This is a genomic window from Nitratireductor lacus (assembly GCF_056431025.1).
Map to the genome: position 1 here is coordinate 83259 of NZ_JBWKMB010000001.1, position 21668 is coordinate 104926.

The following is a 21668-nucleotide window of genomic DNA, read 5'->3' on the forward strand; positions in this document are numbered from 1 at the left end:
CCTCAGTGAAAGCGAAAATCTGTGGCGATCTGATTGCCCAGCGCTGTATTGTCGCGGATAAAATCGCTCAGGAACTCGTGCAGGCCTTCGTCGAATATATCCGAGACGGCCGCAGTCTTCAGCTTTTCGACTCTGACATCTGCCATTTCGTTGCAATTCTGCCGCACACCGTATTCATCGGCCAGATAGTCCAGGGAATCCCGAATGCCCCGATAACAAAAGGCCAGCGAACGCGGCATTCGCCGGTTGAGGATGAGATAGTCGGCGATATTGGCGGGATTGAAGTCCCCTTCATGGGTCCAGCGGTATGAACGAAGTGCCGACACCGAGCGCAAAATCGTCTGCCACTGGATATTGTCGAGCGGCGAGCCCACCCATGCCGCCGACGGCAGAAGCACGTAGTATTTCACGTCCAGTATGCGCGCCGTGTTGTCGGCTCGCTCGATCAAAGTGCCGATCTGGGCAAAATCGAAAATCTCGTTGCGCAGCATGGTGCCCTGAAACGCGCCGCGGATAAGCGCCGTTTCGCGTTTTACAGCGTCGAGAACGGCTGGAAGGTCCTGTTCGTCCACACGCCTCTTCAGCATGCGGTGCATCGACATCCACGCCTCGTTCACGCTCTCCCAGGTCTCGCGCGTGAGCGCGGTCCTCACCATGCGCGCGTTCATCCGTGCGGTGTCTATGGAAGACAGGACGCTGGAGGGATTGCCGGTATCCCGCAGCAGAAAATTCGTCACCGTCGCCGTATCGAACGCGTCGTTCTCCTCTTCGAACAGATCACGCACGCCGGCGCTGGTGAGAACCGAAGCCCATTCGTCCGACGAAGCGCTGGTCTGGGTCAGCGCCAGTCTAAGACCGGTATCGACCAGGCGCGCCATGTTCTCCGCGCGTTCGATGTAGCGCGCCATCCAGAAGAGTCCGTTCGCGGAGCGACCAAGAAGCATGTCAGAGCGCCCTAATCATCGAGAACCCAGGTGTCTTTCGTGCCGCCACCCTGGGAGGAGTTGACCACAAGAGATCCCTTCTTCAATGCGACACGCGTCAGACCGCCCGGCACGATACGGACACGATCTGACACAAGCACGAAAGGACGAAGGTCCACGTGCCGTGGCGCAAGCCCCTTGCTGGTGAGGATCGGACAGGTGGAAAGCGAAAGCGTCGGCTGGGCGATATAGTTCTTCGGTCTGGCTTTCAGCTTCTTCGCAAAAGCCGCCCTCTCCTTCTTGGAAGCGGCAGGCCCCACCAGCATGCCATAGCCACCCGAACCATGAACCTCCTTCACGACAAGCTCATCGAGATGCTCCAGCACATAAGCGAGACTGTCAGGCTCGGAACAGCGCCAGGTCGGCACGTTCTGCAGGATCGCCTTGCGGCCGGTGTAGAACTCGACGATCTCAGGCATGTAGGAGTAAATCGCCTTGTCGTCGGAAATTCCCGTCCCCGGGGCGTTGGCGATGGTAATCTTGCCGGCACGATAGACATCCATGATGCCCGGTACGCCGAGGACGGAATCGGGCCGAAAGGTCAGCGGATCCAGATAATCGTCATCGATCCGGCGATAAAGGACGTCAATGCGTTGGTAGCCTTGGGTCGTCCGCATCGCCACATGCCCGTCCACCACGCGAAGATCCGATCCTTCCACCAGTTCGACGCCCATCTGGTCGGCCAGGAAGGCGTGCTCGAAATATGCCGAGTTAAAACTGCCGGGTGTGAGAATGGCGATTGTCGGTTTGCCATCGCAATGCTCGGGCTTCACACTCGCTAGGGATTCGCGCAGAAGCTGCGGATAATTCTCCACCGGCAGCACCTTCACCTGCTGAAAGAGCTCCGGAAAGAGCTGCATCATGGTTTCGCGGTTCTCCAGCATGTAGGAGACACCGGAAGGCGTGCGCGCATTGTCCTCCAGGACGAAAAAATCATTCTCGCCGGTGCGCACGATATCGACACCGGTAATGTGCGTGTAGACGCCGCCAGGCGGCCGCACACCGATCATTTCGGGCAGAAACGCCTCGTTGTTGGATATGATCTCCTTGGGGATGCGCCCGGCACGCAGAATTTCCTGCCGGTGGTAGATATCCTCCAGAAAGGCGTTGAGCGCCTGGACACGCTGCTCGATACCCTGTACGAGACGGCGCCATTCCTTGCCGGAGATAATGCGCGGTACAATGTCGAAGGGGATGAGCCGCTCGGCTGCTTCCTGGTCGCCATAAACTGCGAAAGTGATGCCGGTTCTACGGAAAACCCGCTCCGCATCGTCCGCCTTCTGCTTCAGGCGTTTCGGGTCCTGCCGGTCGAACCAGCTCTGGTAATCTTCGTAAGGATCTCGGGCCTGGCCCCCCAGGCGCATCTCGTCAAAGTGCGTCAAGAAATGCTCCTCTCAAGAGCATTTCAGCGGGGATGCCTCAAAAAAGCAAGTTGTTTCTATAGGTTGCGGGAAATCGGGAAGATTGCCGGCTTCCATGCCCAATCTTTGAGCCGGATGCGCACTGCTCTGCCAAAATTATGAGCACCCTCCATCAGAGGGGCGGCAGATCGCCTTCTTCCCACGCCGCACTGATTTCGGAAGAGCGTTGCTGAAACCGCCCTGCTTCAATGGCGTCGCGAATGTCCTGCATGAGCGACTGGTAGTAGGCGAGGTTGTTCCAGGTCAGCAACATGCCGGCCAGGGATTCGCCCGCCTTCACGAGATGATGAAGATAGGCGCGGGAATAATCCCGTGCGGCTGGACAGTCGCTCTCCTCGTCCAGCGGGCGCATGTCCTCGGCGTGTCGGGCATTCTTCAGGTTGATCTTGCCGCGTCGCGTATAGGCAAGACCGTGCCGGCCTGCGCGTGTCGGCATCACGCAATCGAACATATCGATCCCGCGCGCGACCGATTTCAGGATGTCGTCCGGTGTGCCGACACCCATCAGGTAGCGGGGCTTTTCACCGGGCAGCACCGGGCACGTGGCTTCGAGCATGTCGAGCATGACGGCCTGCGGCTCACCGACGGCCAGTCCGCCAACAGCATAGCCCTTCAGGTCCATCGCGGCCAGCGCTCTGGCCGAGCGCTCGCGCAGATGCGGCTTGTCTCCACCCTGCACGATGCCGAACATCGCCTTGCCGGGCTGGTCGCCGAACGCGGTCCTGCAGCGCTCCGCCCAACGCAGCGAGAGTTCCATCGCCCGTTCGATTTCGGATTCTTCCGCCGGCAGTGCAACACACTCGTCGAGCTGCATCTGGATGTCGGAACCGAGCAGTCCCTGTATCTCTATGGAGCGCTCAGGCGGCATCTCGAACACCTGGCCATCCACATGAGACCGGAAGGTTACGCCTTTTTCGGTGATTTTGCGCAGGTCCGCCAGCGACATGACCTGAAACCCGCCTGAATCCGTCAGGATCGGATAGGGCCAGCGTGCAAATTCATGCAGACCGCCAAGCCGCGCCACCCGTTCCGCGCCCGGCCGCAGCATCAGGTGATAGGTGTTGCCAAGAATGATGTCGGCGCCGAGATCGCGCACCTGATCCATATACATGGCCTTGACTGTGCCTGCCGTTCCCACCGGCATGAAGGCCGGTGTGCGGATGGTGCCGCGCGGCATGGAAATCTCGCCGCGACGGGCATCGCCGTCCGTTGCCAGAAGGCGGAAGGTAAACCGCTCACTCACGATTGATCGTCCCTGAAAAGCAGACTGGCATCGCCATAGGAATAGAAACGGTACTCATTGCCGATCGCATGCTGATAGGCGCGTTTCATCGTTTCCGTGCCGCTAAAGGCCGAAACGAGCATGAAAAGTGTCGAGCGCGGCAGGTGAAAATTGGTCATCAGCACGTCGACCGTGCGAAAGCGATAGCCGGGCGTGATGAAAATATCCGTCGCACCGGACCATGCTTCCAGTTCTCCGGTCCGTTGCGAAGCGCTCTCCAATAGCCGCAGCGAGGTGGTGCCCACCGAGACGATGCGTCCGCCGCGCGCTCTGACCGCGTTCAGCGCTTCTGCCGTCTCGGCGCTCACCTCGCCGCGTTCGGAATGCATCCTGTGGTCGTCCGTGTCGTCGACCTTGACCGGCAGAAAGGTGCCCGCCCCCACATGGAGCGTCACAAAATGCCGCTCGATACCGGCCGCATCCAGCGCCTGCATCAGTTCCGGTGTGAAATGCAGCCCGGCGGTCGGCGCCGCGACGGCGCCCTCTTCACGGGCATAGATCGTCTGATAGTCGACCTCGTCGCGCGCATCCTCGGCGCGTTTCCCGGCGATATAGGGCGGTAGCGGCATATGGCCGGCCGCAGCGATGGCTTCATCGAGGAAGGGCCCCGAAAAATCGAAAACGAGCAGCGCTTCCCCGCCCTCGCCCTTTTCCGCGACGGTCGCCTCAAGCGTGCCAAGGAAACAGCTTTCGCCATCATGGCCGAACTGAATGCGCTCGCCCACATTCACGCGCTTCGCCGGCTTCAGGAAAGCGCGCCAGCGGTCCGGCCCCTCGCGCATGTGCAGCGTCGCCTCAATGCGCGCCTGCGCCTCACCGCGCCGGCGAATGCCGCCAAGGCGGGCGGGGATAACCTTTGTGTCGTTGAAGACCAGCGCGTCGCCGGGCTGCAGAAGCTGGGGCAGCTCACGCACCACATGGTCACGGATTTTCTCGCCGTGGATCGTCAAAAGCCGAGCAGAATCGCGCGGACTGACCGGTCTGAGCGCAATCCGTTCCTCCGGCAGCTCAAAATCGAAGATGTCTACACGCATCGCAAACCGGCCGGCAAAAAGACCGGGCGGCGCTCTGCCGCCCGGCATCGAAAACTCAGGCAGCGTCAGCCGCAACCCGCATGGAAATGATGGAATCCGGCTCCGAGACAGGCTCGCCGCGCTTGATCCTGTCGATGCAGTCCATGCCTTCGGTCACCTGGCCCCAGACCGAGTACTGACGGTCGAGCCACGGCGCCTTGTCGAAGCAGATGAAGAACTGGGAGTTGGCCGAGTTCGGGTTCTGCGAACGGGCCATCGAGCATGTGCCGCGCTCATGGGCCATGTTGGAGAACTCGGCCTTCAGATCCGGCTTGTCGGAACCGCCCATACCGGTACCCGTCGGGTCACCCGTCTGCGCCATGAATCCGTCGATCACGCGGTGGAACACGATGCCATCGTAGAACTTGTCGCGCGCAAGTTCCTTGACGCGCTTCACATGCTCGGGAGCAATGTCCGGAAACAACTGGATAACGACCTTGCCCTTGGTCGTCTCCATGACGATGGTGTTTTCCGGATCCTTGATATCAGCCATTCTTATACCTTTCTTTCGTCGACGCGGTTAGTTCGCGTCGTCACTCGCCATGCGCGCATCGAGAATCTTGTCGGGATTCTGCACCATGCCGTTCTGCGCGGCGTCACCCTTCTTGATCGCGTCAACCAGTTCCATGCCCGATTCGACTTCGCCGATCACCGTGTATTGTCCATTCAGGTGTTCGGCAGGCGCGAACATGATGAAAAACTGGGAATTGGCAGAGTTCGGATCCTGCGAACGGGCCATGCCCACGGTTCCGCGCGCAAACGCGGCGTCGGAGAATTCCGCCGGCAAATCGGGCTTTTCGGAGCCACCGGTGCCGACAAGACGCGCATCGAAGCCATCTTCCACATCGCCATACTGGACGTCACCGGTCTGCGCCATGAACCCGTCGATCACACGATGGAAAGCGACATTGTCATAAGCGCCCTCTTCGACGAGGGCCTTGACCTGCTCCACATGCCTGGGCGCAAGATCCGGCCGCAGCCCGATGGTCACTTCACCGTTCCTGAGCGTGAGGATCAAAGTGTTTTCAGGTTCGGCGGCCGAAGCCATACCGAGAGAAGCCACAAGGGCGCCGGCCACGAGCGCGGACGAGGCTAGCTTGCGAAGCTGCATGAAACTCTCCTTTTGGTTTCAGGCGGGGAACTTGGCTTCGAGCGCTTCCAGAACAGCGGAAGGCACGAATGGCGCGATGTCTCCGCCCATGGAAGCGATCTGACGTACAAGTGTGGCGGTAATGGTGCGCACGGATGGGCTGGCGGGCAGAAAAACCGTCTGCAGGTCGGGCGCCATGGTTTCGTTCATGCCGGCCATCTGCATCTCGTAGTCGAGATCCGTGCCATCACGCAGACCGCGGATCATGATCGAGGAGCCATGTCTGCGTGCGGCATCGATCACCAGCTTGTCGAATGCCACAACCTCAATGCGCCGGGCGTCACCACCCAGCTCGACCATGGCAGATTTCTGGATCAGCGCGACGCGCTCCTCATAGCTGAAAAGAGGCTTCTTGCCTGGGTGAACACCGATGCCGACAACCACCCTGTCAGCCACCGTCAGCGCGCCCTTGAGCACATCGAGATGGCCGTTCGTCAGGGGATCGAAGGATCCTGCATAAAATGCTGTTCGTTCGGTCATGGCGTGCTTGTATCCGTGTTGCCGGATGAAGGCAATTCAGCAATCGCACCTCTTCGCAGCAATGGCGGCGAAAAGATGAACCGCACATGAACAGTCCGTTCAACACCGGTTCGAACCTGATCGGGTAGTCAGAACACCAATGGCTGAAGGGGCGCCGGTCCGGGGTATGAAACCAAATGGCGTCTCTCCTCGTTAACAGACCAAAGGAGTGAAGCCATGCTGATCTTTACGCTAGCCGCCGCAATGACCGTCGCAATGCTGATTGCCACCGTTATTGGCCTCCACGAAGAAGCCGGACGTGTCAAACTCGAGAACCGCGTTCGCAACTCTGCGAACCGCCGCTTCCGTTAAACCGGAATCGGAGGGCGCGCGCCGATCACTCGGCAGCGCCATTCCCGTTCTCGTCGCCCACCTCTCCGTTTACGACGTCATCGGCGGTGGCGATCTCTTCCTCTTCGGTCTGCGTGTCGGAAATGCGCTCGACCGAAACCACTTTCTCGCCCTTGGCCGTGTTGAAGATCGTCACGCCCTTTGTCGCGCGGCTGGCGATGCGGATACCGTCGACCGGAACACGAATGACCTGGCCCGCGTTCGAAACCAGCATGATCTGATCATCCTGCTCCACCGGGAACGCCGCAATCAAAGGACCGATCTCATCGGTCTTGGCGACATCTGTCGCACGAATGCCTTTGCCGCCACGGCCGGTGACCCGGAAATCATAGCTTGAAGAACGTTTGCCGTAGCCGAATTCGCTGACGGTCAGCACCATCTGCTCGCGCGCCTTGAGCTCCTCGTAGCGTTCAGGTGTCAGGTTTTCCTCTTCGCCGAGATCCTCATTGGTCAGGGCGATGTCTTCATCTTCGCCGCTTGCCTGCCTGCGCTCCGCTGCAGCCTGCTTGAGATAGGCGGCGCGCGCGGCCGGACTTGCCTCGACATGCGAGAGGATCGCCATGGAAATCACACGGTCGCCTTCGGCGAGATTGATGCCGCGCACGCCGATCGAATTGCGACCGGCAAAGACGCGCACGTCCGTGACGCAGAAGCGGATGCACTGGCCCGATGCTGCGGTCAGAAGCACGTCGTCGTCTTCCGTACAGGTGTAAACTCCGAGAATCTCGTCACTCGGATCATCCAGCTTCATGGCGATCTTGCCATTGCGGTTGACCTGGACGAAATCGGACAATTTGTTGCGGCGCACCGTACCACGCGTGGTGGCGAACATGACGTCGAGTGCGCCCCAGCTCTCCTCGTCCTCCGGCAGCGGCATGATCGTCGTAATGCTCTCGCCCTCCTCGAGCGGCAGCATGTTGCGCAGGAACTTGCCAACGGATTGCGGCGTGCCAACCGGCAGGCGCCAGACCTTTTCCTTGTAGACGATGCCGCGTGAGGAGAAGAACAGAATAGGCGTGTGCGTGTTGGCCACAAACAGCCGCGTGACGAAATCCTCGTCCTTGGTCGACATGCCCGAACGGCCCTTGCCGCCGCGCGCCTGCGCCCGATAGATGGAGAGCGGCACGCGCTTGATATAGCCCTTGCGCGTGACGGTGACGACCATTTCCTCACGCTGGATCAGGTCTTCGTCATCCAAGTCCGCACCACCTTCGGTGATCTCGGAGCGACGCGGTGTGCCGAACTCGTCGCGCACGGCGATGAGCTCGTCCTTGACGATCTGTTGAATACGCGCCCGCGACGACAGGATTTCCAGATAATCGCTGATTTCCGCGCCAATCTGGTTCAATTCGTCGGCGATTTCATCGCGCCCGAGCGCCGTCAGACGCTGCAGGCGCAGTTCGAGGATCGCACGCGCCTGCTCTTCCGACAGATTATAGGTGCCATCATCGTTGATGCGGTGGCGTGGGTCATCGATCAGGAGAATGAGGGCTTCGACATCCTCCGCCGGCCAGCGGCGCTCCATCAGTTGTTCGCGCGCCGTCTGCGGGTCGGGCGCATGGCGGATAAGCTTGATCACCTCGTCGATATTGGCTACCGCGATGGCGAGACCGACCAGCACATGCGCGCGGTCGCGCGCCTTGCGCAGGAGATATTTCGTGCGCCGGCTGACGACCTCCTCGCGGAAGTGGACAAAAGCCTTCAGAAGATCGAGCAGGTTCATCTGCTCCGGCTTGCCGCCGTTGAGCGCGACCATGTTTGCGCCAAAGGACGTCTGCAGCGGCGTGAAGCGATAAAGCTGGTTCAATACGACATCGGCGACGGCGTCGCGCTTCAGCTCGACCACGACGCGATAGCCCTGTCGGTCGCTTTCGTCGCGGATGTCGGAGATGCCCTCGATGCGCTTGTCGCGCACCAGTTCGGCCATCTTTTCGATCATCGAGGCCTTGTTGACCTGATAGGGGATCTCCGTGATGATGATGGCTTCACGGTCGTTGCGGGCGGGCTCGATGGCCACCCTGCCGCGCATCATGATCGAGCCGCGGCCTGTCTCGTAGGCGCTGCGGATGCCGGACCGCCCGAGGATGAGACCGCCGGTCGGGAAATCGGGCCCCGGGATCAGTTCCTGCAGCTCGGGCAGGCTGATCGCCGGATTGTCGATCATGGCCACACAGCCATTGATGACTTCCGACAGATTATGCGGAGGAATATTGGTCGCCATGCCGACCGCGATACCGCCGGAACCATTGACCAGGAGGTTCGGATAGCGTGCGGGAAGCACCTTGGGCTCGCTGGAGGAGCCGTCATACGTGTCCTGGAAATCGACCGTTTCCTTGTCGATGTCTTCCAGAAGCTCGTGAGCGCCTTTGGTGAGCCGCGACTCGGTGTAGCGCATGGCCGCCGGCGGATCGCCGTCGATGGAGCCGAAATTGCCCTGACCGTCGATAAGCGGCAGGCGCATGGACCAGTCCTGCGCCATGCGCACCAGCGCGTCATAAATCGCCGCGTCGCCATGGGGGTGGTATTTACCCATCACGTCGGCGACCGGGCGCGCCGATTTCACATATTTGCGGTTCCAGTGATAGCCGCTCTCGTGCGAGGCGTAGAGAATGCGCCGGTGCACCGGCTTCAACCCGTCGCGCGCATCCGGAAGAGCGCGGCTCACGATCACGCTCATCGCGTAGTCGAGATAGGAGCGCTGCATCTCCTCGATAATGGAAATCGGCTCGATGTCGTCGGGCTCGCCCGGTCCGGTCGGCGTCGTCTGGTCAGTCAAATCGTGTCACACACAAAATAAGGAATCACTGACTTCTTATATATGAAGCGCCGTTGATTCTCCAATCGAAGCAGCGATTGAAGCCGGGGAAATCCAACGCGATTTCAGATGCATATGGAAGGTCTGTGAATGATTTCACTGACAAATTGCCGCAGACCGCCCGCCAGGGGACACAATCGGGTCTTTTCCGAAGCCTCCCGACTGGGCTAGACAGTTGCAAGGGAGGACCTCATGCCAGGCTACGAGACCGCATTCAATGCCTTTGTCACACTGCTCGTGACCGTGGACCCACCAGGCCTCGCCCCGCTCTTTCTCGCCCTGACGGTGGGCATGAACCGGTCAGAGCGCAACCAGGTCGCCGTTCGGGCGGCGATCATCGGCTTCGCGGTCCTCGCTCTCTTCGGCGTGGCCGGCAGCGCCATACTCTCCGTGTTCGGGATCACACTTCCCGCTTTCCGCGTGGCGGGCGGCCTGCTTCTCTTTTTCATCGCCTTCGAAATGATCTTCGAGCGCCGCCAGGAACGCCATGAGAAGAGCGCCGAGCGCGCCATCACCCGCGACATGATCCGAAACATCGCCGCCTTTCCGCTGGCGATCCCCTTGATAGCCGGCCCTGGCGCGATTTCGGCCACCGTTCTTCTCTCAGGCTCCTTTAGCGGCCTGGCCGGAAGCGCGGCACTGCTGGCAATACTGGCCACAACGATCATCATCACCTACGCCGTCTTCACGCTCGCCGAGCGCGTCGACCGGTTTCTTGGCGAGACGGGACGCTCGATCCTGACGCGCCTTCTCGGCGTTATACTGGCTGCCCTCGCCGTGCAGTTCGTCGCCGACGGCGCCAAGGCGCTGTTTGCGGCGCCGTAGCCCCGGTAAACCGCGCACAAATGCCGGGAGTTGCGGAACACAACTGGAACATATAGAGTATGTTCTGGTTTTGTTTTTAACTGATTCTCGGTGGCGCCCATGCTGACCCGCAAGCAGCACGAACTTCTCCTGTTCATCCACGAGCGGCTGAAGGAAACAGGAATCCCGCCCTCCTTCGATGAAATGAAGGAAGCGCTGGACCTTGCCTCGAAATCCGGCATTCATCGGTTGATCACCGCCCTCGAGGAGCGTGGCTTCATTCGCAGGCTTCCCAATCGGGCCCGTGCCCTGGAAGTTCTGCGCCTTCCCGATTCGATTGCTCCCGGCCTGAACCCCGGCGCACGAAAATTCTCGCCCAGCGTCATTGAAGGCAGCCTCGGCAAAGCCCCCTCGCCCCAGCCAAAACCGGCTGCCAGCAATGATGACGGTCTTGCCGGCGTCGTTTCCGTGCCGGTGATGGGCCGCATTGCTGCAGGCGTCCCTATTGATGCCATTCAGCACCAGACGCATTCCATCGCCGTCCCCCCGGACATGCTGAGCGGCGGCGATCATTACGCGCTGGAGGTCAGGGGCGATTCCATGATCGAGGCGGGGATCTTCGATGGCGATACCGTCATCATCCGCGAAACCCAGACCGCCAATCCGGGCGAGATCGTGGTCGCGCTGGTGGATCAGGAAGAAGCAACCCTGAAACGCTTTCGCCGCAAAGGCGCGTCGATTGCCCTTGAAGCTGCAAACCCGGCCTATGAAACGCGGATTTTTGGCCCTGACAGGGTCAAGGTTCAGGGACGTCTGGTTGGATTGATGCGCCGTTACTGAAGTATGTTGCAGTCAGGTGGAAAAACCTGACTGCAAAATCCTCCAACGCGGCGACGGCGGGTCGAGCCGTCTGTGTAGCCCCCCACTTTTCTTCCACAGCCGGGTACACCCCTTTCGTTTCTCCCCGCCGGTACGTCCCGCTCGCTTCGACCTTTCAGCGGACATGTTCCGGGAACTGAGACCGCAGAACCCGGGGCAGCATCTCGGGCAGATCCTCGGCGATAAGCCCGCGGCCGAACACTCCGCCGGCCTCCGCATGAAGCCAGACACCCGCGCAGGCTGCTTCAAACGCCGGCATCCTCTGCGCCATCAGACCAGCCACGATCCCGGACAGGACATCGCCTGAGCCGGCTGTCGCCAGGTGCTGCGTTGCGTTCACATTGATGGCTGCCCGCCCGTCGGGCGCCGCAACCACCGTATCCGGTCCCTTGAGCACGATTATCGCACCGGATCGCATGGCTGCCTCCCGGGCCCGCTCCACTTTCGAGACCTCCGGCGCATCTTCAAGACCTGCAAACAGGCGGCCGAACTCGCCTTCGTGGGGTGTCAGAACGACCTGCGCGGCGGAGGCCTTGATCATGGCGAAAAGCGTCTCCGGATCGCCGCGAAAGGCGGTGATTGCATCCGCATCGAAAACCAGCCCGCCCACATCGTCCACCTGATCGAGAAGGCTGCGCGCAAAACCTCGCGTCCGCTCGCCTGTTCCTGCCCCTGGCCCCAGCACTGCACCGGAAGGCGCGCGGTCACGGATGAACGCCTCCAGTTCGTCCGCCGTATCGGCCCTGCGCAGCATGATCGAGGTCAGATGCATAGCGTTGACGGAGAGCGCGTTGGCGGGTGAAAGCACGGTCACGGCGCCCGCCCCCGCCCGCGCAGCACCGCGCGCTGCAAGACGCGCTGCTCCCGTAGACGTGGCGCCACCGGATATGACGGCCACATGCCCGCGCGAATATTTGTGGGCGCTGATGCCGATCTCCGGAAAGGTCGCCCGCCACAGCGCGGGTCGGTTCTCCCATGTGTTGCATTCGGCTCGATCCAGCGTTGTTTCGGCTATGCCGATATCCGCGACAAGAAGCACACCGCACATCTGTCGGCCGGGCACGAGCACGTGCCCCGGCTTCTTGCGGAAGAAGGTCACGGTCATATCCGCCTGGAACGCAGTACCAAGCGGCTTCCCGGTAAGCCCGGAAACGCCGGACGGCAAATCGATCGACACCACGGGGAGCCCGCTGGTGCGCACCCGTTCTATGATTGCAGCCTCGCGCCCTTCGACAGGCTTCGACAGACCAGCGCCGAACAGCGCATCCACCACAAGCCATCGCTCAACGGGTTCGAACTCCGAAAATGGCTTCGGTTCAACAGGGCAATCCCTGCGCGCCCTGGCAGCATCGCTGCCCGCCGCCGGTTCGGTTTCGGCAAACAGCCGGACCTGGACACCCCGCTCCGCAAGCAGGCGGGCAACGACATAGCCATCGCCACCGTTGTTGCCCGGGCCGCAGAGAACCAGAAACCCCTCCGCCACGGCGAAACGTTCCAGGATCGCAGCCGCCACCACCGCACCCGCGTTCTGCATCAGGCCATAGCCGTCGAGAGGCCCGGCAGCGATCGCATTGCGGTCCACGCTGCCCATTTCTTCAGGTGTCAGAATTTCCAAACCCATCGACCTTGCCGCTTTCTTCGGCGCATTGCATATTTTTTAGGCAAGTCGCAAACTGCGCAACACACCGCACGGTTCCCTTGGTACGATCCGGAGGCCTCGCCTGACATGTCACTGCCCGACCGATCCACGCGATTTCGCCCGTGTGGATACAGAATGCAGCGACTGGCACGCTTCATGCAAGGCTCCAGCACGAGTTGGCATGTTTCGTGCTTCAACCGAACCGGAGCAACAAGGGGCGCGGGATCACCGTTCCTGAACTCATTTGGAGGCCACTGAGGCATGAAAAAGGTCGAAGCGATCATCAAACCGTTCAAGCTCGACGAAGTGAAGGAAGCCCTTCAAGAGATCGGCCTTCAGGGCATAACCGTGATCGAGGCCAAGGGTTTCGGTCGCCAGAAGGGGCATACCGAGCTTTATCGCGGGGCCGAATATGTCGTCGATTTTCTCCCGAAGGTGAAAATCGAAGTCGTGCTCCCGGACGAGACCGTGGACGCCGCGATCGAGGCGATCCGCAAGGCCGCCCAGACCGGGCGTATCGGCGACGGCAAGATTTTCGTGACAAATGTGGAAGAAGTCATCCGCATCCGCACCGGCGAGACCGGCGCCGACGCTGTTTGATCCCCAAACCATTCTCTTTCCCGGAAGACCTCCGGGATCATCAGGCAAGACCATCGCAAATAGGAAGGCGAATATGACCACTGCACAAGACATCATGAAGCAGATCAAGGAAAACGACGTGAAGTTTGTCGATCTGCGCTTCACCGATCCCAAAGGCAAGCTGCAGCACGTCACCATGGATGTCTCCGCCGTGGATGAGGACATGTTCGCCGACGGCGTCATGTTCGACGGCTCGTCCATTGCCGGCTGGAAAGCCATCAACGAGTCCGACATGGTGCTCATGCCCGAGCCCGACACGGCTCACATGGACCCGTTCTTCGCCCAGTCGACGATGGCGATTTTCTGCGACATTCTCGATCCGATCTCCGGTGAGGCCTATAACCGCGACCCGCGCGGCACGGCAAAGAAGGCGGAAGCCTTCCTCAAGTCCGAGGGCATTGGCGACACGGTTTATGTCGGCCCCGAGCCGGAGTTCTTCATCTTCGATGACGTGAAGTACAAGGCCGATCCGTACAACACCGGCTTCAAGCTTGATTCCAGCGAGCTTCCCACCAATGACGATGCGGACTATGAAACGGGCAATCTGGGCCACCGTCCGCGTGTCAAGGGCGGCTACTTCCCGGTTCCGCCGATCGATTCGGCACAGGACATGCGTTCCGAAATGCTGACGGTCCTGACCGAAATGGGTGTGATCGTTGAAAAGCACCACCACGAGGTCGGTGCGGCACAGCATGAGCTGGGCATCAAGTTCGAGACGCTTCTGAAGAGCGCCGACAGTGTCCAGAAGTTCAAATACGGTGTCCACCAGGTGGCCAACGCCTACGGCAAGACCGCAACCTTCATGCCAAAGCCCGTCTATGGTGACAACGGTTCGGGCATGCATGTGCACCAGTCGATCTGGAAGGAAGGCAAGCCGACCTTCGCCGGCAATGAATATGCCGGCCTGTCGGAGAACTGCCTCTACTATATCGGCGGCATCATCAAGCACGCCAAGGCGATCAACGCCTTCACCAACCCGATCACCAACTCCTACAAGCGCCTGGTTCCGGGCTTCGAAGCACCGGTTCTGCTTGCATATTCGGCCCGCAACCGCTCCGCTTCATGCCGCATCCCGTTCGGCTCCTCGCCGAAAGCCAAGCGTGTCGAGGTTCGCTTCCCCGATCCGGGCGCGAACCCCTACCTCGCCTTTGCCGCCATGCTGATGGCAGGCCTTGACGGCATCAAGAACAAGATCCATCCCGGCCAGGCCATGGACAAGGATCTCTATGACCTGCCGCCGAAGGAGCTGAAAAAGGTGCCGACCGTCTGTGGCTCGCTGCGCGAAGCGCTCATGAGCCTCGACAAGGATCGCGGCTTCCTGAAGGCAGGCGGCGTGTTCGACGACGATCAGATCGATGCCTATATCGAGCTGAAAATGGCGGAAGTGCTGCGCTACGAAATGACGCCGCACCCGGTCGAGTTCGAGATGTACTACTCCGTTTGATCGCATCTGTTGGGGTGATCAGGGCTCCGTCTTCGGACGGGGCCCTTTTTTGTTTCAGCCTCTGGTGCTGCGGCTTTGCCAGTCCCGCGCCAGAGCGGAAAGGTCCGCACGCTCCCGAAATGCGCGCGTCACCTCGCCAAAGGCGAAACGGATCGAGTTTTCGACAATCTCCCGGTCGAAGCGTTTCAGTTCATCGGCAATCGGCGCCCATTTGAACAGCGCCTTTGGACTTTCCGAAAAACAGTCGCCACTGGTTGCCGCATTCTGCCAGTGCAGATCGGCAATGCGATCGTGAAAACGTTCCCGCCAGTCTTCCACGATTTGCGCATCAGGCAGCGCCTCGGCGTTTTGGGCCAGCCCCTCTGCATGGCAATGAAGGGCGAGTGCGCTGGCCTCGCTCTGGCTCAGTGCACCTTCGGCCCCAACTTTTGCAACGGTGTGAACGGTAAGGTCAGACAGGCAGGCCGCGAAAACGTGGAGCTTGGCAATGTTGATGGAACCGATGAACACGTCGTCTTCGAACATGGACGGATAGCGTGTGCCCATGCGGGCTTTCAGATATCCGTAAAGCTTCTTCTGAGCCACGAATGAAGAGCGTGTCGCAACGAAACTGCACAGGGACGGGATATCGTCGATTACGCTATTGTCTCGCCGCAAACTGAGACGCCCAGCCGCTTCGCGCAGGAATGCCATTCCCCTGGACCAGGCAACACCCATAAGACACGTCCTCCCGTCATACGACCAATGTCTCGATTTCCATTGATCAGAAGATGCCCAATGCTTGAGACATGCCATTGTGATTCCTATTCAGTAGAACCGCAATGGCGGCAGTTAACGACTTTCGTCGCTGACGTTCTTAGGGAGGAGGACACCATGTCCGCTAATAACGCAGATGATGTGAGGGATCGTTACTGGGCCAAGACCAGGAACCTGACAATCGTGGTTCTGGCCCTGTGGGCGTTCTTCGCACTTGTCGTTCCAGCAATGGTTTCGACACTCAATCAATTCACGTTTCTTGGCTTTCCCTTCGGCTACTACATGATCGCCCAGGGTTCGCTCATCGCCTTTGTCGTCATCATCTGGGTGCAGAACTGGCGCCAAGATGCCATCGACGACGAATTCGGCTTCGGCGAAGAAGAATAGGGAGGAACCGGCATGGCTTTGATACAGGGACGGTTCATCGACAATATCGGCCGGGTGTATGCAATCTATACCGGCGGCTTCCTTGCCTTCATCCTCTTGATGGCGGTTCTGGAACAGCTTGGCGTCGGCGCCGACACGATCGGCATTCTGTTCGTCGCCTTCACCATCGCGATCTATGCCATCATCGGCTGGCTGTCGCGGACCATGGAGGTCGATGCCTATTATGTGGCGGGACGGCAGGTGCCGGCCGTCTACAACGGCATGGCAACCGCGGCCGACTGGATGTCGGGCGCATCCTTCGTTGCCCTTGCAGGCGGCGTCTATTTCGGCGGCTACGGCTACATGGCCTTCATCGTCGGCTGGACGGGTGGCTATGTGCTCGTCAATTCGCTGATGGCGCCCTATCTGCGCAAATTCGGCTGCTATACGGTGCCCGACTTCATCGGCACGCGCTACGGCGGCAATCTTGCGCGCCTGTGCGCCGTGATCGTTCTGGTCGTTGCTTCGTTCACCTATGTGACGGCGCAGATCAACGCAACCGGCACCATCGCCGCGCGCGCCCTGCACATTCCATTCTCCTACGGCGTCTGGTTCGGGCTGCTGGGCATTCTGCTCTGCTCCATGCTGGGCGGCATGCGCGCCGTCACCTGGACCCAGGTGGCTCAGTACATCGTGCTGATCATCGCCTATCTCGTGCCGGTCATCTGGATGTCGAATGCGCAGGGCTTCGGCATCATCCCGCATTTCACCTATGGCGAAGCGGCCGCAAACATGGCGAATTTCGAGGCACAATACGGCCTGAATCCGCCAGCGGAAGCCATTGCCGGCCTTTCGGTGCTCACCACGCCGCATACCGGCCCGGTGGGTGACTATGCAGAGTGGAAGTTCATCACGCTTGCTCTGTGCATGATGTGCGGCACGGCTTCCCTGCCCCACATCCTGATGCGCTACTTCACGACGCCGACCGTTCGTTCGGCGCGCAAGTCGGTCGCATGGTCGCTGCTGTTCATCTTCCTGCTTTACTTCACAGCCCCGGCCCTCGCCACGCTCACCAAGCTGCAGCTTCTCGATCCGAATCTGCCGACAGCAATCATCGGTAAACCGTTCGAGGAAGTGGCTTCACTGGCATGGATCCAGAACTGGGCAAGCGTTGGCTTCCTCGCCATCGCGGACCAGAATGGTGACGGCATCCTGCAGCTCAACGAGTTCTTCATGCGGCCGGACATCGTCGTTCTGGCCACCCCTGAAATCGCGGGCCTGCCCTACGTGATTTCCGGTCTCGTTGCAGCCGGCGGCATGGCAGCAGCCATGTCCACTGCGGACGGCCTTCTCCTGGCCATCGCAAACGCCCTCAGCCACGATCTCTATTACAAGATCATCGATCCAAAGGCTGACACGGCCATTCGGTTGATTGTCGCGCGCATTCTGCTCGTCGGCATCGGTGCGCTGGGCGCGTTGATCGCGTCTCTCCAGCTTACGGGCATTCTGGGTGCGGTGGCCTGGGCATTCTGCTTCGCCTGCTCAGGTCTGTTTTTCCCGCTCGCCCTCGGTGTTTGGTGGAAACGGGCCAACCGGGCCGGCGCGGTTGCCGGTATGGCAGCGGGTTTCACCGCAGGCAGCCTCTATCTCTACTATGTCTACACCGGAGGAACGCCATGGTTCGGCATCGACCATCTCCGCTTTGGCATAGTGGGCATGGCCGTTAGCCTGGTCTCGATGGTGGTCGTTACCCTGCTGACGCCCGCCCCCGACGAAGAAATCCAGCGCATGGTGGAAGAAACCCGCGTGCCGACAGGCCCGGCCATTCTGTCTGCCAAGCACTGATCCGTGCCAGATCGCCGTGCATCCATCTGGACGCACGGCGATCCAAACGAGTGACGGAGCATCGGGATAACCCGAAAACCGGATTCCGCTTTTCGGTCCGATGCTCTAGGCTCCGAAAACGGGGGCGGGAAAAACCCGCCCCCTAATCATGTCCGGGGAGGCATTCCATGCCCGAAACAATGGCTGCATTTCCATTCTGGGTGCTGGCGCTCGACTACATCCTTGGCGTCGTCATGTGGACGCTGATCGGGCGCGCGGCCATGAACATTTTCCTGCCGGAAGATTCAAGCTTCTTCTTCATGCGTTTCTTCGTGCGCGTGACGAACCCGATCCTGAAACTCTTCCGTCCCGTGACGCCGGGCTTCCTGCTGGAGCCGCTGGTGCCGGTCTATGTGGCGTGGTTCTTCTTTATGATCCGGTTCTATCTGATGCCCTGGCTGCTCGGCTACTCGGTCATGGGCATGCTTTCGTTCCCGCTCGAAAGCGAGATCGCAGGCGTTCTCTATCAGATGTTCGGCGGCAACTGAGACAGGGGCCGGTAACGGCCCTGCCCCAGCTCAATCGAGTGCAGAAAGCAGCGTTGCCGCTGACATCATGTCGCGCTCGCGGGCGGAGCGCCGCTGCGCGGCTTCACTGTCTTCACCCCAAAGGGAAATGTTCCAGTCCTCATCCACATGAGCGGCTTTCCACGCGGCCTGGGGCTCCAGCGCTTTTGCCTCTACGGCCAGTGCAAGCAGCGCAGACCCCATCAGCGTCGTCATCACATGCAGGCAGGCCAGACGGTATGGCTCGTTCTTCTGGCGCAGATATGCGCTGACCGCGGCGATCGCCTCGCGGGGCTGCTCCACATGGATGACCCCTTCGGCGAGCACGAAATGCGCGCCCATATGCTGCTGCGCCCAGTCCAGAACCGGATCCCAAGCCTCTGCCTGCAGTGCCACCAGACGCGCCGGCGATGGCGCACGGTAGCAGACGAGATCGCCCGTGGCGTAACGCAGGACATCTTCCAGGACAGCCTGCGCGTGAACGGCAACCCCGTCTATCGCCGTGTTGACGAGCCGCGTCACGGGCATGGATGCAGGATCGATATGTTCATCCTGTGCCTGATACTCGCCGGCCACCAGAAGCGCTGTCGCTTCATTTGGCAAGCGCACAGCACTTGCACCTGGCGTCCGCACGGCCTTTCCGTCAAGGTGGACGGCAAAACCACCATCCTCCTCGGGCGCCACTGAAACGTCTTTGTAAAAACGCTTTGGCAGCGGCTTCCGGATGGCGCTCTGCGCCCGCCGGACGGGATCGAGCTCCGCCGGGGTCTTTCCGCTTTCGAGATCGTTCAGAAGGTCACGCATGGGTCTTCATATAGTGTGTGTTTGCAATTTGGTTAACCCGGAATCACCCGGCGACGTGGCCGATTGACCACGGTCAGCCCCAGTACGATCAGGCAAAGCGCCAGAAGGATTTTGAGCGTCAGTGGTTCACCCAGGAGAAGACCACCCGACAGAACGCCGAAAACGGGTGTGAGAAAGGTGAAACTCGACAGCCCCGACGCCGGGTATCGCCGCATCAGCCAGAACCAGACAAGATACGTGAACGAGACGACAAACACCGCCTGGAACACCAGCGCTCCCGTCGCCAGAGTACTGACTTCGCGCAAGAGCGGCCCTCCAAAGGGAATGAAGGGGATCGCCAGCAGCGCAGAAACGGAGAGCTGATAAAGCAGCGTCTTTTCCGCACCGGCGTTCGACAGGCTGGACTGCTTGATGACGACGATGGTTGCCGCCCAGGCAATGCCTGCGACAAGACATAAGACATCGCCGAAAAGTGCATCTGGTCCTGGCAGGCTGAGATTATCAGAGAAGACAAGAACCACTCCGGCAAAGGCAAGAAGAAGCCCGCCGAACCTGAGCGCTGACATCTTCTCCCCAAGGAAGAAGTGGCCGCCGACGAGCACCCAGAATGGCATTGTGTTGAGCATCAGGGCACCGCGTGCCGCCGATGTGTAATCGAGGCCGAAGAAGACCAGAATGAACTCCAGACCGAACAGGAGACCGGCCAGAATCCCGGGCCAGAGCGTGCCATCGCGCTCGAACAGGCGAATGCCCCTGTATCGGCACCAAAGGAAGACGAGCAGAGCGGCCACCGCCGAGCGGAGAAACATGGACAGCATCGGGTTGAAGCCGATATTGGCCAGCTTGATCGCCACCTGGTTGACGCCCCACGTCAGGGTCAGCCCAAGCATGACAATGGTAGCGAAGGCGTCGATCGCATCACGCCTGGTTGAGGCGTCGGCGGCGGAAAGCGTGGTCATGCACCATCCTCGGCGGAGGCTTCGTCAAAGCCAAGAAGATTCCAGCTCTGGCGCATATGCGGCGGCAGCGGCGCGGTCACGTCGATCTTGCCCCCACCCGGATGCGGGATAACGATGCGGCGTGCATGCAGATGAAGTCGCTTCTGGATGCCCCCGGGAAATTCCCAGTTCTGGTCCGCCTCGAAATATTTCGGGTCACCGATGATCGGGCATCCGATATAGGCAGCATGAACGCGAAGCTGGTGGGTGCGCCCTGTGTAGGGTTCCATCTCGAGCCAGGAGAGAGCGGAACCGGCCCGCTCCACCACCCGGTAATTTGAAACCGCATGATCAGAATCGGGCTCGCCATGCTTGACCACGCGCATCCGGTCACCGTCTGGCGTCTGCTCCTTGGCAAGCCAGGTGGATATGCGCGCCTCGTCCCTGTTTGGAACACCCTTCACCAGTGCCCAGTAGGTCTTTTTCGTCTCGCGCGCGCGAAACGCTTCGGCAAGCCGCATGGCCGCCTGACGGGTGCGTGCCACCACGAGCACACCCGACGTGTCGCGGTCGAGGCGATGCACCAGGCGCGGCTTTTCACCCTTCTTGTTGCGCAGGGCTTCCAGCATACCGTCGACGTGCCGGTTCACACCGGAGCCGCCCTGTACGGCGAGACCGGCCGGCTTGTTGAACACGAAAACCTTCGGGTCTTCGTAGAGCAGCATCTGCATCAGCGCTTCAGCGTCGCCGGTGTTGCGCAGACTGTGCGCTGTCGCCTGCCCGTCCCCCTTGCGATCCACATCGAGCGGCGGCACGCGCACCATCTGCCCCGGCTCAAGCCGGGTATCGGCCTTGGCACGGCTTCCGCTCACACGGATCTGTCCGGAGCGCAGGAGTTTCTGCAAATGCCCGAAGCCGAGACCGGGAAAATGGGCCTTGAACCATCGGTCCAGCCGCATTCCGTTCTCGTCCTTGTCCACCTCGATCTGCTGTACGCCGGCCATTTCACCCATCCATTAAAAAACATCGCCTCAGGCGAAATGCCGAACCAGATAAAGGCCGGCGAACAGCGCTGCAATCGCACCGCAAACGCTGACAAGCACATAGGACGCGGCCAACAGCCCCTCGCCCCGTTCCCACAAAACGGCAACATCGAGCGAAAAGGCGGAGAAGGTCGTGAACCCGCCGAGCAATCCCGTTGCCACGAAAAGCCTCAATTCCGGCGACGCGCCCGCGCGCCGGGCCAGCCACTCGACAAACACGCCCATGATGAAAGACCCGACGAGATTGACCGTCAGCGTTCCCCACGGAAAGCCGATCCCCAGAAGGCGCATGGCAGCAAGGCCGGTCAGGTGTCTCAGGCTCGCGCCGACTGCCCCTCCGGCGGCAACGATCAGCAGATGGTTCATGGCGCC

General features: G+C 60.5%; 22 protein-coding genes. 8 read left to right on the forward strand and 14 right to left on the reverse strand.

Going from position 1 to position 21668, the window contains the following annotated elements:
- Window positions 1-2: 2 nt before the first annotated feature.
- The 7 genes from AC07E3_RS00420 to coaD all read right to left on the reverse strand — a co-directional run bounded on the left by AC07E3_RS00420 (window position 3) and on the right by coaD (window position 6389).
- A complete protein-coding gene (locus AC07E3_RS00420; protein WP_478359991.1) occupies window positions 3-944 on the reverse strand; it encodes an alpha-E domain-containing protein in 942 nt (313 codons plus the stop codon).
- Window positions 945-955: 11 nt separating this feature from the next.
- Window positions 956-2365 carry a circularly permuted type 2 ATP-grasp protein gene (locus AC07E3_RS00425; protein WP_478359992.1) on the reverse strand — a complete coding sequence of 470 codons (1410 nt, stop codon included), beginning with the start codon at window positions 2363-2365 and terminating at the stop codon, window positions 956-958.
- Between the two features lie 151 nt (window positions 2366-2516).
- The gene (gene tgt / locus AC07E3_RS00430) at window positions 2517-3647 is read right to left on the reverse strand and encodes a tRNA guanosine(34) transglycosylase Tgt (protein ID WP_336071530.1); all 1131 of its coding nucleotides are present in this window, start codon (window positions 3645-3647) and stop codon (window positions 2517-2519) included.
- Window positions 3644-4720 carry a tRNA preQ1(34) S-adenosylmethionine ribosyltransferase-isomerase QueA gene (gene queA, locus AC07E3_RS00435; protein ID WP_336071642.1) on the reverse strand — a complete coding sequence of 359 codons (1077 nt, stop codon included), beginning with the start codon at window positions 4718-4720 and terminating at the stop codon, window positions 3644-3646. Before queA ends, tgt begins: the two co-directional genes overlap by 4 nt.
- Window positions 4721-4775: 55 nt before the next feature.
- Window positions 4776-5252, reverse strand: a complete 477-nt coding sequence (locus AC07E3_RS00440; RefSeq protein ID WP_007009560.1) for a peptidylprolyl isomerase — start codon at window positions 5250-5252, stop codon at window positions 4776-4778.
- 27 nt (window positions 5253-5279) lie between these two features.
- The gene (locus tag AC07E3_RS00445; RefSeq protein WP_478359993.1) at window positions 5280-5870 is read right to left on the reverse strand and encodes a peptidylprolyl isomerase; all 591 of its coding nucleotides are present in this window, start codon (window positions 5868-5870) and stop codon (window positions 5280-5282) included.
- Between the two features lie 18 nt (window positions 5871-5888).
- Window positions 5889-6389: a pantetheine-phosphate adenylyltransferase gene (coaD, locus tag AC07E3_RS00450; protein WP_478359994.1), complete on the reverse strand. Its 501-nt coding sequence runs from the start codon at window positions 6387-6389 to the stop codon at window positions 5889-5891.
- 216 nt (window positions 6390-6605) lie between these two features.
- Here coaD and AC07E3_RS00455 point away from each other — a divergent pair, with 216 nt between their 5' ends.
- Window positions 6606-6740 carry a hypothetical protein gene (locus AC07E3_RS00455; RefSeq protein ID WP_255606232.1) on the forward strand — a complete coding sequence of 45 codons (135 nt, stop codon included), beginning with the start codon at window positions 6606-6608 and terminating at the stop codon, window positions 6738-6740.
- 25 nt (window positions 6741-6765) lie between these two features.
- On the opposite strand, the gene gyrA is transcribed toward AC07E3_RS00455, so the two are convergent.
- A complete protein-coding gene (gene gyrA / locus AC07E3_RS00460) occupies window positions 6766-9555 on the reverse strand; it encodes a DNA gyrase subunit A (protein WP_478359995.1) in 2790 nt (929 codons plus the stop codon).
- A gap of 231 nt (window positions 9556-9786) precedes the next feature.
- Here gyrA and AC07E3_RS00465 point away from each other — a divergent pair, with 231 nt between their 5' ends.
- Both AC07E3_RS00465 and lexA read left to right on the forward strand, forming a co-directional pair.
- Window positions 9787-10419 (forward strand): MarC family protein, encoded by a 633-nt coding sequence (locus AC07E3_RS00465; protein WP_336071538.1) that lies wholly within the window; start codon window positions 9787-9789, stop codon window positions 10417-10419.
- A gap of 99 nt (window positions 10420-10518) precedes the next feature.
- Window positions 10519-11238 (forward strand): transcriptional repressor LexA, encoded by a 720-nt coding sequence (lexA, locus tag AC07E3_RS00470; protein ID WP_007009554.1) that lies wholly within the window; start codon window positions 10519-10521, stop codon window positions 11236-11238.
- A 154-nt stretch (window positions 11239-11392) separates the two neighbouring features.
- Here lexA and AC07E3_RS00475 read toward each other — a convergent pair whose 3' ends face one another.
- Window positions 11393-12898, reverse strand: a complete 1506-nt coding sequence (locus tag AC07E3_RS00475; RefSeq protein ID WP_478359996.1) for an NAD(P)H-hydrate dehydratase — start codon at window positions 12896-12898, stop codon at window positions 11393-11395.
- Window positions 12899-13177: 279 nt separating this feature from the next.
- Here AC07E3_RS00475 and AC07E3_RS00480 point away from each other — a divergent pair, with 279 nt between their 5' ends.
- Window positions 13178-13516 (forward strand): P-II family nitrogen regulator, encoded by a 339-nt coding sequence (locus tag AC07E3_RS00480; RefSeq protein ID WP_007009552.1) that lies wholly within the window; start codon window positions 13178-13180, stop codon window positions 13514-13516.
- A gap of 73 nt (window positions 13517-13589) precedes the next feature.
- Window positions 13590-14999, forward strand: coding sequence for a type I glutamate--ammonia ligase (gene glnA / locus AC07E3_RS00485; RefSeq protein ID WP_007009551.1), 1410 nt, complete (start codon window positions 13590-13592; stop codon window positions 14997-14999).
- Window positions 15000-15053: 54 nt separating this feature from the next.
- Here glnA and AC07E3_RS00490 read toward each other — a convergent pair whose 3' ends face one another.
- The gene (locus AC07E3_RS00490) at window positions 15054-15716 is read right to left on the reverse strand and encodes a hypothetical protein (RefSeq protein ID WP_336071540.1); all 663 of its coding nucleotides are present in this window, start codon (window positions 15714-15716) and stop codon (window positions 15054-15056) included.
- A 156-nt stretch (window positions 15717-15872) separates the two neighbouring features.
- Here AC07E3_RS00490 and AC07E3_RS00495 point away from each other — a divergent pair, with 156 nt between their 5' ends.
- The 3 genes from AC07E3_RS00495 to AC07E3_RS00505 all read left to right on the forward strand — a co-directional run bounded on the left by AC07E3_RS00495 (window position 15873) and on the right by AC07E3_RS00505 (window position 18493).
- Entirely contained in the window at window positions 15873-16142 is a 270-nt protein-coding gene (locus AC07E3_RS00495) for a DUF4212 domain-containing protein (RefSeq protein WP_065815265.1), read from the forward strand.
- 12 nt (window positions 16143-16154) lie between these two features.
- On the forward strand, window positions 16155-17966 hold the full coding sequence (locus tag AC07E3_RS00500) for a sodium:solute symporter family protein (protein ID WP_336071541.1): 1812 nt from the start codon (window positions 16155-16157) through the stop codon (window positions 17964-17966).
- Window positions 17967-18133: 167 nt separating this feature from the next.
- Window positions 18134-18493: a hypothetical protein gene (locus tag AC07E3_RS00505; RefSeq protein WP_478359997.1), complete on the forward strand. Its 360-nt coding sequence runs from the start codon at window positions 18134-18136 to the stop codon at window positions 18491-18493.
- A gap of 30 nt (window positions 18494-18523) precedes the next feature.
- Here AC07E3_RS00505 and AC07E3_RS00510 read toward each other — a convergent pair whose 3' ends face one another.
- The 4 genes from AC07E3_RS00510 to crcB are packed head-to-tail and all read right to left on the reverse strand — an operon-like array spanning window position 18524 to window position 21662.
- Complete coding sequence (locus AC07E3_RS00510; protein ID WP_478359998.1) at window positions 18524-19315, reverse strand: ATP12 family chaperone protein; 792 nt, start codon at window positions 19313-19315, stop codon at window positions 18524-18526.
- 32 nt (window positions 19316-19347) lie between these two features.
- Window positions 19348-20274 (reverse strand): DMT family transporter, encoded by a 927-nt coding sequence (locus AC07E3_RS00515; RefSeq protein ID WP_336071544.1) that lies wholly within the window; start codon window positions 20272-20274, stop codon window positions 19348-19350.
- Window positions 20271-21257, reverse strand: coding sequence for an RluA family pseudouridine synthase (locus AC07E3_RS00520; protein ID WP_478359999.1), 987 nt, complete (start codon window positions 21255-21257; stop codon window positions 20271-20273). The genes AC07E3_RS00515 and AC07E3_RS00520 overlap by 4 nt, the downstream gene beginning before the upstream one ends.
- A gap of 27 nt (window positions 21258-21284) precedes the next feature.
- Window positions 21285-21662, reverse strand: a complete 378-nt coding sequence (gene crcB / locus AC07E3_RS00525; RefSeq protein WP_336071547.1) for a fluoride efflux transporter CrcB — start codon at window positions 21660-21662, stop codon at window positions 21285-21287.
- Window positions 21663-21668 lie beyond the last annotated feature (6 nt).

Coding starts and splice junctions, on each gene's coding strand:
- AC07E3_RS00510 (WP_478359998.1), bottom strand. CDS start 19,315: ATGCGTGACCTTCTGAACGATCTCGAAAGCGGAAAGACCCCGGCGGAG.
- AC07E3_RS00440 (WP_007009560.1), bottom strand. CDS start 5,252: ATGGCTGATATCAAGGATCCGGAAAACACCATCGTCATGGAGACGACC.
- lexA (WP_007009554.1), top strand. CDS start 10,519: ATGCTGACCCGCAAGCAGCACGAACTTCTCCTGTTCATCCACGAGCGG.
- coaD (WP_478359994.1), bottom strand. CDS start 6,389: ATGACCGAACGAACAGCATTTTATGCAGGATCCTTCGATCCCCTGACG.
- AC07E3_RS00475 (WP_478359996.1), bottom strand. CDS start 12,898: ATGGGTTTGGAAATTCTGACACCTGAAGAAATGGGCAGCGTGGACCGC.
- AC07E3_RS00480 (WP_007009552.1), top strand. CDS start 13,178: ATGAAAAAGGTCGAAGCGATCATCAAACCGTTCAAGCTCGACGAAGTG.
- AC07E3_RS00500 (WP_336071541.1), top strand. CDS start 16,155: ATGGCTTTGATACAGGGACGGTTCATCGACAATATCGGCCGGGTGTAT.
- AC07E3_RS00420 (WP_478359991.1), bottom strand. CDS start 944: ATGCTTCTTGGTCGCTCCGCGAACGGACTCTTCTGGATGGCGCGCTAC.
- AC07E3_RS00445 (WP_478359993.1), bottom strand. CDS start 5,870: ATGCAGCTTCGCAAGCTAGCCTCGTCCGCGCTCGTGGCCGGCGCCCTT.
- AC07E3_RS00505 (WP_478359997.1), top strand. CDS start 18,134: ATGCCCGAAACAATGGCTGCATTTCCATTCTGGGTGCTGGCGCTCGAC.
- AC07E3_RS00520 (WP_478359999.1), bottom strand. CDS start 21,257: ATGGCCGGCGTACAGCAGATCGAGGTGGACAAGGACGAGAACGGAATG.
- AC07E3_RS00490 (WP_336071540.1), bottom strand. CDS start 15,716: ATGGGTGTTGCCTGGTCCAGGGGAATGGCATTCCTGCGCGAAGCGGCT.
- crcB (WP_336071547.1), bottom strand. CDS start 21,662: ATGAACCATCTGCTGATCGTTGCCGCCGGAGGGGCAGTCGGCGCGAGC.
- queA (WP_336071642.1), bottom strand. CDS start 4,720: ATGCGTGTAGACATCTTCGATTTTGAGCTGCCGGAGGAACGGATTGCG.
- AC07E3_RS00495 (WP_065815265.1), top strand. CDS start 15,873: ATGTCCGCTAATAACGCAGATGATGTGAGGGATCGTTACTGGGCCAAG.
- AC07E3_RS00515 (WP_336071544.1), bottom strand. CDS start 20,274: ATGACCACGCTTTCCGCCGCCGACGCCTCAACCAGGCGTGATGCGATC.
- AC07E3_RS00465 (WP_336071538.1), top strand. CDS start 9,787: ATGCCAGGCTACGAGACCGCATTCAATGCCTTTGTCACACTGCTCGTG.
- glnA (WP_007009551.1), top strand. CDS start 13,590: ATGACCACTGCACAAGACATCATGAAGCAGATCAAGGAAAACGACGTG.
- AC07E3_RS00455 (WP_255606232.1), top strand. CDS start 6,606: ATGCTGATCTTTACGCTAGCCGCCGCAATGACCGTCGCAATGCTGATT.